We start from the raw sequence: 15,396 nt of genomic DNA, 5'->3' as shown, positions 1-15,396 counted from the left end.
GAGATTTGGATGAAACGAAGGCAAATGGAATGGCTCCTGATGTTAGTTGCTTTAGTATGGGGAGCAAACTATACGATAGGAAAATACGGAGTGACATATATGTCATCCATTCAATTTAATAGTATGCGCTTTTTAATTGCATCACCAATATTACTACTTATTACTTTTATTATGGAACGTTCATTACGTATAGAGAGGAAAGACTGGCTGAGACTTTTGGTGGTTGGTATTGTAGGGACAACTTTATATCAAACACTGTTTATGCTTTCAGTAAAATATACCTCTGCGACGAATGCTTCATTATTAATTGCAATGTCTCCAATTTTTACTGGGATTTTAGCTGTATTGCATAAACAAGAACGTTTTTCTCTGAAAATACAAATCGGATCTATGCTTTCTTTTGGCGGGGCAGCGCTTGTGCTATTGACAGGGCATACGAATCAGTCTACATATGAATACGCATGGCTTGGAAATATAATTGGATTGGTTGCGTCGATTGCATGGGGCTGGTATCCAATTCTTGCTCAGCCGCTTATTACGAAATATTCTGCGATGCGAGTAACCGCTTGGTCAACGTTATTAGGAATTGTTCCGCTTGTTTTATACTGCATTATGAATGTAGACTCCTTAACATGGCCGAGTGATATGCTAAGTTGGGGGTCGTTAGGATATTCTATTGTATTTGCAACGATTTTTGGACTTGCAATGTGGTACGTTGGGATTAGTAAAATTGGTTCAACAAAAGTAATGGTGTATATGTATCTTGTTCCATTATTCGCGGTTATATTTGCAGCTGTAACGATAGGCGAACAGGTGAACATCATGCAATTGTTTGGTGGGTTTGTTATTTTTGCTGGGTTATACGTTGTGAAAAAAAGAACAGTGAAAAAGCCAGCGCTCAATTTAAAAAAGGTAAGTTAGTATGAAAATGACCACGTCCTAAGAGGAGTGGTCATTTTTGTTTACATAATAAGATTGCTTGCTTCACGGCCCATTGCTGGTGATCGTGAACAAGCAACTGCTGTGCTTCAGAAGAAGATATCCAATGTAAGATGTGATCATTTTCAATAGGAACATGATGTTCTCGTACTTTACTACATATGTAAAAATGGCCATCATTTAGATAGTATACATTTTCTTTTTCTGCATAAAAGTAGCGCTCAGCATTTCCGATATAGTGGTGTACCTCAATTTCCCAGCCTAATTCCTCTAATAATTCACGATGTAAGCATGCTTCTTTTGTTTCGTTATTTTCTATCATACCTTTTGAGAGGACTCCCACCTCTAAATGTACGTAAAGGTGGCGAGGTGAATCGAAAAAGTGTATCCTAATTTCATTTATTTTTATTGTATTATCTCATATGATGATACGAAATTCCGAAAAATGATAAAGGAAAGTGAACTTCAATGGCTAATAACATACATATAAATGAGAAGTGAGAGGACATGACATATGCATATTAGAAAAATTAAGCCTGAGGATTATATTACAATTCATTCTGTTATTAATGATTGGTGGGGCGGGAGACAGATGGCAGATATGCTGCCAAAGCTGTTTTTTGTTCATTTTCAAGAAACGAGTTTTATTATTGAAAATGATAATGAAATTGCAGGGTTTTTATGTGGCTTTTTTTCGCAAACTTTTGAAGATGAGGCATACGTTCATTTTATCGGTGTGAATCCAAAATATAGAAGACAAGGGATTGCGTCAGCACTGTATTCCTCCTTTTTTGATGCCGTTCGTTCCAATGGTCGTCATATTGTAAAAGCAGTAACATCTCCTGTTAATCAAAAGTCCATTCAATTTCATCGTGATGTAGGGTTTAATATTGAAAAAGGAGATAGTCAAATAGAGGGGATATCTGTACATACAAATTATGATGGACAGAGTGGAAGTCGAGTGTTATTTATAAGACATTTATAAATGATGTAAGCAGCAAAACGATATAAAATTGTTATGCTGCTTTTTTATTATAAAATATATACTTTTGTTTTTTCTCGAGAGGTGTTTTTTAGTAAAATGTTGTTCATGATAGTACTTGCAAAACATAATACCAATGTAGTCCGAAGTCGAATTTGCAGTAAATAATCGCACTTTGCGGTATGTGTCATGATAAGTTAAAGAGGATTCTTTCGAACAGATACAAAATTTTTAATAAAAATTAAGATAAAAGGCAATATAAGGAGGGTTGAATTTATATTTCGAAAGGAAGGATAGCAATTGAGTAAAGTTCTATACATTACCGCGAATCCGAAACCAACTGATCAATCATATGGACTTTCAGTTGGACAAGCTTTTTTAGAAGCATATCGTCACGAGGCTCCGGATCATGAAATTATTGATCTTGATTTGTACAAAACCAATATTCCATATATTGATGCAGATGTACTTAATGGATGGGGAAAGCTACAAAAAGGGACAGCGTTTGAAAATCTTTCTGCAGAAGAGCAAAGTAAGATCGCTGCAATTAATAAATTAACAGATCAGTTTGTAGAAGCAGATAAATATATATTTGTAACACCGATGTGGAATTTTAGCTTTCCACCGCTTATGAAAGCATACATTGATACAATTTGTATGGCAGGAAAAACATTTAAGTATACAGAAGAAGGTCCTGTTGGTTTGTTATCTGGTAAAAGGGCCGTTCATATTCAAGCACGCGGTGGTATTTATTCAGAAGGTCCAGCAATAGAAAAGGAGTTTGGAGATCGTTATCTTCGGGCGATTATGAGCTTTGTTGGAATTGAAGATGTACAATCTATTATTGTAGAAGGTATGAATCAAATGCCGGATGAGGCAGAGAGCATTAAAGAAAAAGCAATGGCACACGCGAGAGAAGTTGCAAAAGGCTTTTTTGAATAATTAGAAAAAAACCCACAAATTTCTTATAATGGAATTTGTGGGTTTTTATTTATCAGATAAGTGTGGGGGGAATCGGGATGGATATTGTTTTTACAGAGGATGGGAAACGTTTTAATTATCGCGTAGCAGCTGTATGTATAGAGAATGGAAAGGTTCTTCTTCATCGCGGGAAGGGAGATAACTTTTGGTGTCTACCTGGAGGACGAGTTCAAATGCTTGAAAGTAGTGAGTCTGCTCTTAAACGAGAGATGAAAGAAGAGTTAGAAGTGGATGCAAATGTAAAACGATTAATATGGATTGTTGAGAAGTTTTTTACTTATGATAATCATGAGTTTCATGAAATAGGTTTTTACTATGAAACGCATTTAGAGGATTGTGATATTTCAAAAACAGATTCTTTTATCAGAGAAGATGGTGGACGAGAATTTGAGTTTCAATGGGTTCCACTAGAGGAGATCCATCATTTTAATACGCAGCCTGCCTTTTTAAAAACAAAGCTAGATCATTTACCGCAGTGTGTAGAACATATTGTGACAAATTAAAAGAAAGACGGCTCTGTACTGTTAAGGTTATGTATAATTTCAAATAAAAAGAGACTGCCTCAAAAGGTACATATGTGCCTTTTGGGGCAGTCTCTTTTTGTGAAATCCTATCTTTTAAAAATTGGATATAGGTCAGAGGAGAATAAGAAGAGTATATTATTGTTTTGTCTAGCATAAAAGACATCCGACTCTAAGCTGTACATATGGAAATATAGTTGAATAATAATTTTGGTGAGAAAAGGGAATAGTAAATATAATTTTGAGAAGTAGAAGGGATAACTTCCCATTAAAAAGAGGATAAAAACAAAATTATTGCCTTTCAAATGAAATTTATGTATATTAGTTGATGTATCAATTATTGATGGGTCAATTATTGATACATCAACTTTTTAGGTAGTCTAAAAAAGGGGTGGTAATTTGAGCGATTCATGTTCAAAGGAAGCAATTATTTTATATAAATTACATTTCCTCAATAAAGACATTAGTTCGAAATTCGAAGGTTGTACGGGGATTAGCCAGTCTAGACTGGAACTTTTACATCAACTTTATCTAGTAGATGAAATAAGTCAAAAAGCACTTCAAAAAGAAATCAATATTGACAATGCAGCAATTACCCGGCATTTAAAGCAACTTGAAGCTAACGAAATGATTACAAGACGTAAAAATCCGAATGATAATCGAATAACCCTTGTTAGTTTAACAGATGCTGGTCGGAATAAAATTCACTCCTTTCAAGAGGAAAAAGAGCGATTTGCAACTTCTGTGTTAAAGGATTTCAACGAAGAAGAACGTGATGAGCTTCTAAATATGTTAAATCGCATTCAAAAAAATATAAAAGAATTCTAATGTAATCATTAGACAGAAAAAGGGAGAATTCATCTATGACTAACTTACAAAAAACAAATAATTTTACAGAAATTATCACAGGTCGTCGTTCTATTCGAAATTACGATCCTACTGTGAAAATTAGTAAAGAAGAAATGACAGAGATCCTTACAGAAGCAACGCTTGCACCATCTTCTGTAAATATGCAACCATGGCGCTTCTTAGTAATTGATAGTGCTGAAGGAAAGGAAAAGCTTGCGCCACTTGCTAAATTTAATCAACGTCAAGTAGAAACTTCAGCAGCAATGATTGCTGTTTTTGGTGATTTGAATAATTTTGAAAATGGTGAAGAAATTTACGGTAAAGCAGTTGAACTTGGATATATGCCTTTAGACGTAAAAGAAAGTCAAATGGAGAAGCTTAAAGGTTATTTCTCAACAGTTTCGCCGGAAGTAATGAGAGACACAGTTTTAATTGATGGTGGTCTTGTTGCGATGCAACTTATGCTTACAGCTCGTGCTCACGGATACGATACATGTCCAATCGGTGGATATGAAAAAGATAAAATTGCAGAAGCGTTTGGTTTAGATAAAGATCGTTATGTACCAGTTATGTTAATATCAATTGGAAAAGCAGCTAACAGTGGTTACCCATCAGTTCGCCTTCCAATTGATAAAATTGCTCAGTGGAAGTAATTGTAGAAGATCACAAGGTTTCATTATTTGTGTGATTAACCTTTTATATACAAATACAAGTAGAAAAGTGAGAGGAGACAGTACTATGATTATAATTCATGCTAAATTTCATGTGGATCCAGCAAAACAACAAGCGTTTTTAGATGAGATTCAGCCGCTAATCAGTGGTTCAAGAAAAGAAAGTGGAAATATGTCTTATGATTTGTACAAGGATACCGAAAAAGAAAATGTCTATACAATGGTAGAGGTATGGGAAAATACAGAAGTAGTTGCTAATCACAATAAGAGTGAGCATTTCACTACTTTTGTTGGCAAAGCAAATCAATTTTTAGTTGCACCATTAGACATAAAAGCTTTTGATGGAAAACCGCTACAAGGGTAATAACAAGGAGAGCGTATGAATACTCCCCTACTTAACTTCGTTTGAAGTAGGGGTTTCTAACGTATCGAACACTGCGGAACGCTTAACGTTAGTGGAGTTGACACAATGGTGTGCTATAGACACCCAACCCCTCTATCCCATCAGTCTAGCTTTTGGGACTGCTTATGAGCCTACTGCAAGATTCCTAAGAATCATTAATGCGTCTTCGGCTACTTCTTAGGCTTGAACATTTTACATAGCAGAGCCAATAAGTACCTGCTACAACCTCATACGTTCAGTTTTCAAAGTACAACTTGTACATGGGAAATTATAACATAGGAGTATATGTTTTGCTACGCAAAAAAGCCAATTCATCTCCCGCCTATTTGTTGGTGCTACGCACCTTCACACAAATTGAGGAAGAAGTCTTCTTGGCTAAAATGATAAATTGACGCACTAGTTTGTGAAAATTTATGATACGGTTATAGACAGTTTCCATCGTTTCAATGAAATGTAGGTGGAATTTTTAATTAAGGGGGAAGAAAGATGACAAATTCAAATAATAAAATAGCCAGTATCTATGAAGGCACGAATATAAACAATTGGGGATCATTTCAAAACGTGGAAGAAACAAAGTTATTTGATCCGATTCAAATTGGAGCTTGGTCTCTTCGTAATCGTGTGGCAATGGCACCGATGACGCGTTGTTTTGCTAATGATGAGACAGGGGTAGTTGGAGCTGATGTAGCCGAGTATTACCGGAAACGTGCGGCAGATGGTGTTGGTCTAATTATTACAGAAGGAATAGTAATTAGCCCAAGAGCGAAGGGGAATCCAGGTGTCCCAGGTATTTATACCGAGGAGCAAATTGATTCTTGGAAGTCAGTAACAGATGCAGTACATGAAGAAGGTGGAACAATTATTGCGCAAATATGGCATGTAGGACGTATGAGCCATCATGAACTAACAGGTGGATTCTTACCACAAGCACCTTCAGCTATTGCGGCACAAGGAAATGTCCCACGTTTTCGGAAGCCTTTTGATACGCCAGAAGCGATGACAATAGAAGAAATTCAAGAGACTATCGAACAGTATGCGCAAGCTGCTAGGAATGCGATAGAAGCAGGCTTCGATGGGGTAGAAATTCATGGGGCACATGGGTATTTAATTGATCAATTTGCTTATGAATTTGCGAATCATCGAAATGATCAATATGGCGGAGATTTAAAACAAAGGTTAACATTTATGAAAGAAGTATTGCAAGCCGTTATAAGTGCGATTGGTGCAGATAAAACGCTTATTCGTTTTTCGGCATTTAAAGGTGATAACCCTAGCTACATGTGGGAAAACCCTGAAGCAGCAATTCAAACTTTCGTAGAGATGTTCTGTGAAGTAGGATTAACGATGATTCATCCTTCAACAATGAATTATACGCAAGTTATAGCTGACGGAAAAAACTTACATCAATTAGTTCGTAAATATTGGGATGGTATAATTGTAGGAGTTGGGAATTTAAATCCAAAAGAGGCAGAAGAAGCACTACAAGAAGGTACAATTGATGTAGCGGCATTTGGTAGACCATTGATTTCTAATCCGGATTTTGTTCATCGTGTTAAACATGGGGAAAGTTTAGAGGAATACGATGCAAAGCAGCATCTTGCTACATTAATATGAATAATAATAAAAGAAGAGCACATAAGGTGTTCTTCTTTTATTATGTAAGCAAAAAATATAAGAGAATAGCATGATAGGGGAAAGCGAAAATGAATGAAACGCTACTCGTTATTATTAGTATATTAATATTGTTTTGCTATTCATTATCTTTTTTTACTTTAAAAATATCCAACTTTTATGTAAGCTCTCTATACTTCTTTGATAAACGAATGAACTCTGTTTTATTTCTTTTATCTAACGCTTGATCTATCTCCATCATAATATTCATCTTCTTCTGTGTAATTAGAACACCTTTTAAAAATTCTTCAGCTATTTTAGATGCACCTTTTATATTACCCTTATCATACTATTAAGAACCTCGATAACTCCAGTAGGAGAAGTCGAGGTTTTTAGCTAGTATTGAGATTCAAGCTTATTATTTCTTTTCTTTCACTGATTTCGATATTTGTATAATATATGAACTTCTCTTTTAAATTTCTGGAGAAGTTCGGTATTATCACGGTTTGCATACCTTGTAGCGTTATATGCATCGATAATCACATCAAATTGAATGGAGATCTTTTCTTCTCTATGAAGTCTTTCCATCCATTGTTCAACTGTTTCACCGCGTAGCCGATTTAATGGTGGTTTTAGTTTCTTTTCCAAATTAAATATTTCTTTACGAATTGCATTGTTTGGTGGGCGTAACTTTCGGTTTCGCTTTTGTATATTTCGTTGTTCTAGACCAACAATGATAGGTTCATAGGAAGACATACGCCCAAAGTTGATTTCATGACGCCTTTTAAATAGTTTCCAAATTACATAAATGGCAGCAACTACAATGATAAGAATTGTAATACATTGTAAAACGAACGGATCATATTCTTTTCCTAGAACCTGTGGAGGCGGCGAATTACCTTGCATCAAATTACTATTTAAAGAACGGTCAGTTTGCTTCAGTTCAGCTGCTAGAAATAGTGGGTTTAAAATATATCCTAATCCTAAAGCAATCCATTGAATGACATAAGTGATGCCAGTTCGTACGTAAGAAAGGAAAGGTATGAATAAAAAACTAGTAATCCCAATAGCTGTAACTGATAGTAATCGCATTATTTGTTGATTTCGATTAAAACTTGTCATCCATAATGTTAGGAGTGTATGCAAAATGAGTAATCCTAATTCCCATATGGAAGGAAGTTGCATATGGAGAAATATGGAACCAAAAGACCATAGAACGGCTCCTAATAATTTATGAAAGGGTGAAACATCATCTTTTGCGCACACAAGAAAAAAGAAAAACGGTAATAATACGGAACTTATAGTAGAAAATAACGCCAAAGAATAGCAAACCATGACTTGTAGAATGAATAGTGCTACAAACCATGTTTTTTTCTTTTTACTAATTTTTATAATAGGCAGCAAACAAATATGACTGACTAGAAGAAACGAAACAATGTGTACAACTTCTCCTTTTTCAGTTAATAAAGAAAGAAGGAGGAGAAGAATAAAATCATTAACGTACCGTAGCCATGTATTCAAGCTGTTCCACCACTCCTTCATTGTGAACAATATATGTTGGCTGTGTTGTATAAGGTATAGTATGTTTAGGGAAGCCAAGGAAAAATAGTGTAGACGACCTCACTCTTTTTCGCATCATATAATGCAGAAAACTCTCTCGCGGCAGTAATGTACTATCTTCTGAAATACGTGCAAGTTCTTCCAATGCTTTTGCATAATGTATAGAGCCTTCATTCAGCGTCAAGTGCATAGGCCCATCTTCTGTTAAAATGCTAATAAATAATTCAAAGGGAATTTTCTTTTCTGTTGCAATTTGACAAATGTATGTTGCATAGGAAATCAAGTCTTCTATATTTTCTTTCCATCCAATTCCTCGATCTGAGGCAAGGCATATGCAAATTGTCCAGCTATAATTTTTTACTGCTTCATATTTCTTGGCTTGTAAACTTTGCATTTTGGCAGATGCCTTCCAATGGATGGAACGAAATGATTCTCTTTCATACTGTTTTACTCCGACAATTGACGTTTCATCATGAAAAAAAGAAAAATTTGTTCTATAAGAGCCCAGTAATAGTTGCTGTATTTCTTGTAGTCCAGCAACTTGCTTCGGGGTAGGATAGACAATAATTTCTGTTTTTAATTTATGCATAATTGGTAAATGTACTTGAATGATGTGAAAAGGATCACCAATGATGCATTCAAACTGTTCAATTTGAAAAACCCCTCGTTTTGTCGCTGTGAAAGTTAAATCTAACTTTTGATGTGAACGAGCAGGCTGTGAAAATGGAAAAGAAAAGAGATTTTTTGATATTTGTTCTAGTCCTATGCTTGGATGAATATCGAGTGATGGATGTATATGAAAAAAACATTTTCCATTCACCAACGATACTTTTGCTTCATTTTGTAACATAATGGATAGTTGTCCATTCTCTTTAGGAAACAATCTTGTTGTTTGTTTCTTATTTATAATTTGAAAGTATTTCTCTATGTAAGTGATATACCGATAAATAAAGAAAGAAAATACATAATAAAACAGAAGCGGATATACGATATATGGCTGCGGTAAGAAAAATGTGAACAACAGTGCAATCGGAATTGTTAATTTTATGGTATGATTTTGAAATAATAATGGGACGGAGACGAGACGTTGACCATTCATGTTTGTTCAATCTCCACTGGTACATCAACCTCTTTCAAAATCGCTTCTATAATCTCTTGTTTTGTCGTACGAAGAGCGCCTTCCATGGATAAAATAATGCGGTGTTTCCAAATGTAAGGAAGTAGTAATTGCACGTCTTCTGGTGTACAAAATTCTCGATTCCTTAAAAAGGAAAGAGCTTGAATACTTCTTACTAAAGCGAGTGTTCCGCGTGGACTAATTCCGTTTGCGATAAAATCATGATTACGAGTTGCATTAGCAAGTTTGATTATGTAGTCTTCTAAAGGTTCTGATACATAAACATCTTTTACTTTATTTTGTACTTGAATAATGTCATCTAGTGAGATGACAGGCTGAAGCTCGTTTAATGGTTTGTTCTTTCGAAAACGTCTCATCATTTGGAGTTCTTCTTCTGGAGTAGGATAGCCAATCGAAATGGTCATTAAAAAGCGATCAAGTTGAGCATCTGGAAGTGGAAATGTTCCTTGTGATTCAATTGGATTCTGCGTTGCGATTACGAAAAATGGTTTCGGAAGAGGTGTGGATTGCTTTTCAAGTGTTACTTGTCGTTCTTCCATTGCTTCTAATAAACTCGATTGCGTACGCGGCATTGCACGGTTAATTTCATCTGCTAATAATAAATTTGTCATAACAGGACCAAGGCGTAGTTCAAATTCACTTGTTTTCGGATTAAAGTATTCAATACCAGTTACATCACTCGGTAAAACATCAGGAGTGAACTGTACGCGGGAAAATTGTCCGCCAATACTTTTCGCAATTGTTTTTGCTAGCAATGTTTTTCCGGTTCCAGGCACGTCTTCTAATAAGACGTGTCCATCTGCTAATAAAGAAACTAAGAGAAGGTCAATTACATTTTCTTTTCCGACAAATACAGAAGAGATGTTTTCTTTTAACTTATGTATCATTTGTTTCTTCCTTTCTTACAAGTCTTTTTCTCTTAATTTTAACAGAATTTTCTAAAAAATAAAATTATTTTTCGTTATAATGCAATGTTAAGCATGTGCGTAGATGTTCTGATAAAGTAAATAAATAAGTAGCCCTATGTTAACGAGCTACTTACAATTTGCTGTTGTATGATTGAACAAAGTTGTTTTCTTATATTTTGATCGTATATTTTTTCAAAACGTACCCAATCATCGTTGTAGTAAATAGATATGTGAGAGCTGAAAAAGTGAGGATGCTCTTTTACTTCTTCGATTTGTTCATAAAAGTATTCTTCATATCGCTCAGGAGTAGGCTCGTTTTTTTCTTTATATACAAACAGTAATCTTTTATTTGTTGTCAGTAGTATCCCTGGCATTGATGGTCCTCTATGTAAAAATAATGATAAGGAACATTGTGCGTAAAAAAGGATTGTTTCGTTTTCATGGAGTAAGTTTTTTACTGTATCTAGTAATGTTGGCATTACAATCACCTCTTTCTATATATAATGATTATATCATTTAAATAAAGTTCGATAATTTCCGTAGTCTTTTAAATAAAGTCACGGTGTTTATAAAAAAGACACGATGTTTTGCCCCTTTGGATCTGTTTATCTAAAGGGGCGTTTTTATAGTGAAAAGTGAAAAGAAGATCTAAACTGAAAGGCGGATTAAGGAACTGTTGAGTAGTAACAAATGGCTATCAGGACCTAAATCGTAAAAAGTTATCAAAAATAAAGGATGTCACATATTACATATAACTAATATGTGACTGTTAAATGACAATAAAGTCATTTGAAAAATAATAAAGTTGTTTAAAAAATACCAATCATTGTATTCAACAATCGGGCCATATAGTTGAATAAATAAATCCCAATTTCTCAATTATGACACTGAGAGATTGGGATTTTGAATGCTGGAATATCCTTAACGCTGTAAATCCGTGTTTTGCTGGAGGTACCCTGTTAACAGTTTTGTAAAGTTTTGAGCGGTTTTTGATAGATAATGATTCTTCAGCCATATTAAGCCCATAGATGCAGATAGCTCTGTATCTGTAATTTTGAAAGCCTGGATATTGTAGTTTTTGTATTGTTTAATGACGGTTTCCGGAACAATGGCTTCTCCAAATTTACAAGCGACTAAATCTAATAAAAGGGAGATGTCAGAGCACTCGGCAATAATGTTCGGATGTAGTTGAGCTTTCGAAAATGCTTCCAAGATCATATAATGAACTCCCAATCCTTCTGTACTCGGTAATATCAGAGGGTGGTTTTGAATGTCAGCAAGCATAACCTGATGATTAAAAGGCTGCTTTTTATTTGAAGTAATAAAGTAAAAAGGTTCTGTATAAAGATGGATAGCTGAAAAATCATCTAACTCGAGCGGTAATCGTATAATCGCCAGCTCTACAATCCTGTCTCTCACTAATTGACAAAGATGAGATGACTCATTTTGATGAACTTTATATGTAACCTTAGGATATTTTTTGTGAAATTGGTGAAGTAACTCAGGTAATCCGCCTACCGAAAAAGTATTGATACCTATCGTCAGTCTTCCACTTACCCCGTTTCCGACTTCCTTTACCTCCATTCTGGCTTCTTCCATTAACTGAGTCATTTGTAGCGCATACTTATATAAGGATTTTCCTGCTTCCGTCACTTCTAAAAATTTCCCACTTCTCTCTATTAATTTCGTTCCTAATTCATCTTCCATTGTTTTCAGGTGCTGGCTTAGCGGAGGCTGGGAGATATGAAGTCTTTCAGCGGCAGCAGAAATTTTTCTTTCTTCTACAATTGCTATGAAATATCGCAGTTGTCTAATATCCATCAGTGGAAAAAACTCCCTTCCTATATGAAAAACTTAAGTAAAATTAATTTTTTTTATATTTTTCATATACTACATTCTAAGATATCATAATTTTAGATGAAAAGAAATTTCCCGCAACGGCTTTAAACCGCGATGCATTTTTAAGTAAAAAAATTTTGCAGATGTTAGCTAGAACATCGAGATAGGTTAATAAAAGCTTTTCTTGCGGGAAATCTTTATTTTTAAGCCAATTAGAACTAATTTCTATTGGTACTTGGAAAAAATAAACATTTTAATATAAAGGTGAAACAATATGAAGAAACAACATTTTTACGGCGCTTTAAGCATATTTCAATGGTTCTTTTTCCTGCTGGCTACTTCTGTTGCATTACCGATCGTAATCGGGGGAGTATTTCATTTATCGACTGAGGAAATATCCGATTTGATGCAACGAACTTTTTTTGTGGTGGGCATTAGCTCTTTTATACAAGGATGGCTCGGACATCGCTATCCGATCGCTGACGGACCTGCAGGTTCATGGGTCAGTGTATTTGTTATTTTAGCGGGTATGGCGATTCAGCAGGGGGAAAGTACGAAAGAAACATTACAACTTTTAGAAGGTGGTTTGCTGGTTACAGGATTTTTACTAGTTATTCTTGGCATAACCGGCCTGGTTAATCGGCTGCTGTTTTTGTTCACTCCTTTAGTTACTGGTTCTTTTCTTTTGATTCTGAGTCTTCAACTTAGTGGTGTTTTTTTAGAGGGAATGCTCGGAATACAAGGACAGTCCAACCTAGATTATCAAATAGTAGCGATTTCATTTGGCGTATTTGTTCTAGTGATAGTGCTATCAATTAAAGGAAAAGGATGGATGAAAAGTTACTCCGTACTGTTAGGAATTTTATTTGGGTGGTTACTATATTTCTTATTAGGAAAAACCCCCAATACGATTTCCACACCGGCTTCCTTCATTAAATTACCAGACATTTTTGCATGGGGGACCCCGAAGTTAAATGCTGGAATGGTTATAACCTCAATTGTATTTACGTTTATTTTAGTCTCTAATACGATAGCGGCCGTTACGGCTGTTAAACAAGTGGTTCCAGAATCAGGAGAATTCGAAAAACAAACCATTAATCGCGCCAGTTGGGCAGGCGGTAGTACACATGTTATATCAGCTCTTTTTTCGACAATTGGAATTGTGCCATTGCCAGTATCGGCGGGTTTTATCCGAATAACCGAGCAAAAACGAATAATGCCTTTCCTAATAGCAAGTTTAGCCTTAGCAGGTATAGCCTTTGTTCCGGCAATCGTCAACTTCTTAGCTATGCTTCCCGGCCCTATTGCTTGTGCCGCAAGTTTAGCATCCTTTGTCCAAATGATTGGGATCTCGTTTCAATCCCTTTTGAAAGACGAATTAGATCAGCGTCAACTAACTATATTAGGAATCACATTGCTAATCGGTATTGGATTAATGTTTCTTCCTAAAGGAATATTTCATGATCTGCCTACTATTTTCCAATATATTTTAAGGAATGGTCTCATTGTTGGTACGATCATCGTAATTGTGCTAGAACAACTATGGAAAACAAAAAAACATGAGTGAAAAAAATCATATTTAATATTTAATTTTTAAAGGAGTGTTTTTAAATGAGTCACGAAGAATTCATGAAATTGGCAATCGAGTTAGCTTACGACAATACCAAAAACAAAAAAGGAAAACCATTTGGTGCAGTGATTGTTAAAGATGGTGAGATTGTTGCAAAGGGAGAAAATGATGTTCTTAAAACACACGACCCCACTGCGCATGCTGAACTTCTAGCTATCCGTCAGGCTTGTCGCACTCTTGGTACATCTGATCTTTCCGACTGTATACTATACGTAAGTGGGGAGCCTTGCCCGATGTGTTTAAGTGCTATTTACTGGGCGAACCTTAAACATGTTTATTATTCCTATACTGCACAAGAGGAAGAAGAAATTGGATTAGGAACAAAATACGTTTATCAGCAAATAGCTCTTCCAAAGGAACAACGAGACATTAAATTATTAAAGCTCGATAAAAATCATCATGAAAAGAATCCTTTTGCTCTTTGGAAAGAAAAGAATAAATTATATATTTAACGGAACGTGTTTTCCAAGAGAAAAAGCCGCAGAATATAAAAAATTTCACTCCTCAGGTAAAAAGAGCAGAGCAAAAACCATATTAGAATAGAGGAGAATATTTTATGTGGAAGTGGATGATGGCATTTATAGGATGTATTCTCTTGCTTCAAGGTTGTATTTCTAACATTAGTGGAGAACCGAAAAAACAAGAAAAGGAGAAGGAAATCGTGAGCGAAGAATTAAATAAACAGTTGCTTCAAGCAGCAGAACATAGAGAGGCAGACACCATAAGCAAACTCATTAAGAAAGGTGCGAACATCAACACACAGGACTCAAAAGGACGGACTGCCACTATGATTGCGACATATAACAATGATGTAGAAACCGCAAAAGTACTTATCAAGGCAGGTGCGGATGTGAACATCAAGGATGATATGAAAAACAATCCCTTCCTGTATGCTGGTGCAGAAGGATATATAGATATTCTAAAACTTACGATTGAAGCAGGGGCCGACCCGGCGATTACAAACCGGTATGGAGGAACAGCTTTAATCCCTGCCTCAGAACATGGATATGTGGATGTAATAAAAGAACTTCTCATCCATACGGATATTGATGTGAATCATGTCAATAATCTTGGTTGGACAGCTTTATTAGAAGCGATTATTTTGAATGATGGAGACGATAAGCAGCAGCAAACGGTGCAATTGCTGATTGAACATGGTGCGGATGTGAACATTCCAGACAATAATAAGGTGACTCCTTTACAACATGCACGTGAGAAAGGCTTTAAAGAGATTGAAAAAATTTTGTTAAAAGCAGGAGCAAAATAGCCGGATTGTATAAGATTCCAATCAGTACAAGCGATCTGTATTACTACTATAAATAATAGACAATAATGTAAATTCACTACAATCATAAAATGAGGAG

General features: G+C 35.4%; 17 protein-coding genes and 1 pseudogene. 11 read left to right on the top strand and 7 right to left on the bottom strand.

Features of this window, described 5'->3' with window-relative positions; all coding sequences use genetic code 11:
- The first annotated feature begins 9 nt into the window (after positions 1–9).
- Positions 10–921: a DMT family transporter gene (locus NKR74_RS12755; RefSeq protein WP_253629796.1), complete on the top strand. Its 912-nt coding sequence runs from the start codon at positions 10–12 to the stop codon at positions 919–921.
- A gap of 31 nt (positions 922–952) precedes the next feature.
- Here NKR74_RS12755 and NKR74_RS12750 read toward each other — a convergent pair.
- Positions 953–1,273: pseudogene (locus NKR74_RS12750) on the bottom strand (NUDIX domain-containing protein); the annotation flags it as partial.
- 180 nt (positions 1,274–1,453) lie between these two features.
- On the opposite strand from NKR74_RS12750, the gene NKR74_RS12745 reads away from it, so the two are divergent.
- The 7 genes from NKR74_RS12745 (at position 1,454) to NKR74_RS12715 (ending at position 6,960) form a co-directional block, all read left to right on the top strand.
- Positions 1,454–1,924, top strand: coding sequence for a GNAT family N-acetyltransferase (locus NKR74_RS12745; protein WP_253629795.1), 471 nt, complete (start codon positions 1,454–1,456; stop codon positions 1,922–1,924).
- Positions 1,925–2,221: 297 nt separating this feature from the next.
- Entirely contained in the window at positions 2,222–2,863 is a 642-nt protein-coding gene (locus NKR74_RS12740; protein ID WP_098311261.1) for an FMN-dependent NADH-azoreductase, read from the top strand.
- A 77-nt stretch (positions 2,864–2,940) separates the two neighbouring features.
- Entirely contained in the window at positions 2,941–3,405 is a 465-nt protein-coding gene (locus NKR74_RS12735) for an NUDIX hydrolase (protein WP_253629794.1), read from the top strand.
- Between the two features lie 417 nt (positions 3,406–3,822).
- Entirely contained in the window at positions 3,823–4,251 is a 429-nt protein-coding gene (locus NKR74_RS12730; protein WP_154710935.1) for a MarR family winged helix-turn-helix transcriptional regulator, read from the top strand.
- A 35-nt stretch (positions 4,252–4,286) separates the two neighbouring features.
- Positions 4,287–4,925 carry a nitroreductase family protein gene (locus NKR74_RS12725; RefSeq protein ID WP_253629793.1) on the top strand — a complete coding sequence of 213 codons (639 nt, stop codon included), beginning with the start codon at positions 4,287–4,289 and terminating at the stop codon, positions 4,923–4,925.
- Positions 4,926–5,010: 85 nt separating this feature from the next.
- Entirely contained in the window at positions 5,011–5,307 is a 297-nt protein-coding gene (locus NKR74_RS12720) for a putative quinol monooxygenase (protein WP_253629792.1), read from the top strand.
- A 525-nt stretch (positions 5,308–5,832) separates the two neighbouring features.
- On the top strand, positions 5,833–6,960 hold the full coding sequence (locus tag NKR74_RS12715; protein WP_154710932.1) for an alkene reductase: 1,128 nt from the start codon (positions 5,833–5,835) through the stop codon (positions 6,958–6,960).
- Positions 6,961–7,135: 175 nt separating this feature from the next.
- On the opposite strand, the gene NKR74_RS24150 is transcribed toward NKR74_RS12715, so the two are convergent.
- The 6 genes from NKR74_RS24150 to NKR74_RS12690 form a co-directional block, all read right to left on the bottom strand.
- Entirely contained in the window at positions 7,136–7,273 is a 138-nt protein-coding gene (locus NKR74_RS24150) for an IDEAL domain-containing protein (protein WP_375337700.1), read from the bottom strand.
- A gap of 116 nt (positions 7,274–7,389) precedes the next feature.
- Positions 7,390–8,478, bottom strand: coding sequence for a DUF4018 domain-containing protein (locus NKR74_RS12710; protein WP_253629791.1), 1,089 nt, complete (start codon positions 8,476–8,478; stop codon positions 7,390–7,392).
- A complete protein-coding gene (locus tag NKR74_RS12705) occupies positions 8,453–9,616 on the bottom strand; it encodes a DUF58 domain-containing protein (RefSeq protein ID WP_253629790.1) in 1,164 nt (387 codons plus the stop codon). Before NKR74_RS12705 ends, NKR74_RS12710 begins: the two co-directional genes overlap by 26 nt.
- A complete protein-coding gene (locus NKR74_RS12700; RefSeq protein WP_253629789.1) occupies positions 9,613–10,542 on the bottom strand; it encodes an AAA family ATPase in 930 nt (309 codons plus the stop codon). Before NKR74_RS12700 ends, NKR74_RS12705 begins: the two co-directional genes overlap by 4 nt.
- A gap of 134 nt (positions 10,543–10,676) precedes the next feature.
- On the bottom strand, positions 10,677–11,042 hold the full coding sequence (locus NKR74_RS12695; RefSeq protein WP_253629788.1) for a PH domain-containing protein: 366 nt from the start codon (positions 11,040–11,042) through the stop codon (positions 10,677–10,679).
- Between the two features lie 442 nt (positions 11,043–11,484).
- Entirely contained in the window at positions 11,485–12,384 is a 900-nt protein-coding gene (locus NKR74_RS12690; protein WP_253629787.1) for a LysR family transcriptional regulator, read from the bottom strand.
- A 292-nt stretch (positions 12,385–12,676) separates the two neighbouring features.
- On the opposite strand from NKR74_RS12690, the gene NKR74_RS12685 reads away from it, so the two are divergent.
- From NKR74_RS12685 to NKR74_RS12675, 3 genes are all read left to right on the top strand, one after another.
- On the top strand, positions 12,677–13,969 hold the full coding sequence (locus NKR74_RS12685; RefSeq protein ID WP_253629786.1) for a purine/pyrimidine permease: 1,293 nt from the start codon (positions 12,677–12,679) through the stop codon (positions 13,967–13,969).
- A 44-nt stretch (positions 13,970–14,013) separates the two neighbouring features.
- Positions 14,014–14,484, top strand: a complete 471-nt coding sequence (locus NKR74_RS12680) for a nucleoside deaminase (RefSeq protein ID WP_253629785.1) — start codon at positions 14,014–14,016, stop codon at positions 14,482–14,484.
- Between the two features lie 104 nt (positions 14,485–14,588).
- On the top strand, positions 14,589–15,299 hold the full coding sequence (locus NKR74_RS12675; RefSeq protein ID WP_253629784.1) for an ankyrin repeat domain-containing protein: 711 nt from the start codon (positions 14,589–14,591) through the stop codon (positions 15,297–15,299).
- Positions 15,300–15,396: the final 97 nt, after the last annotated feature.

The organism is Bacillus sp. 3103sda1 (assembly GCF_024159135.1).
In the GTDB taxonomy this organism is placed as follows: Bacteria; Bacillota; Bacilli; order Bacillales; family Bacillaceae_G; genus Bacillus_A; species Bacillus_A rhizoplanae.
This window is presented reverse-complemented; position numbering and strand designations above follow the sequence as displayed.

Bases quoted from the DNA above. Each gene is read 5' to 3' on its own strand.
- NKR74_RS12690 (WP_253629787.1), bottom strand. From the start codon at position 12,384: ATGGATATTAGACAACTGCGATATTTCATAGCAATTGTAGAAGAAAGA.
- NKR74_RS12685 (WP_253629786.1), top strand. From the start codon at position 12,677: ATGAAGAAACAACATTTTTACGGCGCTTTAAGCATATTTCAATGGTTC.
- NKR74_RS12695 (WP_253629788.1), bottom strand. From the start codon at position 11,042: ATGCCAACATTACTAGATACAGTAAAAAACTTACTCCATGAAAACGAA.
- NKR74_RS12720 (WP_253629792.1), top strand. From the start codon at position 5,011: ATGATTATAATTCATGCTAAATTTCATGTGGATCCAGCAAAACAACAA.
- NKR74_RS12705 (WP_253629790.1), bottom strand. From the start codon at position 9,616: ATGAATGGTCAACGTCTCGTCTCCGTCCCATTATTATTTCAAAATCAT.
- NKR74_RS12675 (WP_253629784.1), top strand. From the start codon at position 14,589: ATGTGGAAGTGGATGATGGCATTTATAGGATGTATTCTCTTGCTTCAA.
- NKR74_RS12745 (WP_253629795.1), top strand. From the start codon at position 1,454: ATGCATATTAGAAAAATTAAGCCTGAGGATTATATTACAATTCATTCT.
- NKR74_RS12715 (WP_154710932.1), top strand. From the start codon at position 5,833: ATGACAAATTCAAATAATAAAATAGCCAGTATCTATGAAGGCACGAAT.
- NKR74_RS12680 (WP_253629785.1), top strand. From the start codon at position 14,014: ATGAGTCACGAAGAATTCATGAAATTGGCAATCGAGTTAGCTTACGAC.
- NKR74_RS12700 (WP_253629789.1), bottom strand. From the start codon at position 10,542: ATGATACATAAGTTAAAAGAAAACATCTCTTCTGTATTTGTCGGAAAA.
- NKR74_RS12735 (WP_253629794.1), top strand. From the start codon at position 2,941: ATGGATATTGTTTTTACAGAGGATGGGAAACGTTTTAATTATCGCGTA.
- NKR74_RS12755 (WP_253629796.1), top strand. From the start codon at position 10: ATGAAACGAAGGCAAATGGAATGGCTCCTGATGTTAGTTGCTTTAGTA.
- NKR74_RS12725 (WP_253629793.1), top strand. From the start codon at position 4,287: ATGACTAACTTACAAAAAACAAATAATTTTACAGAAATTATCACAGGT.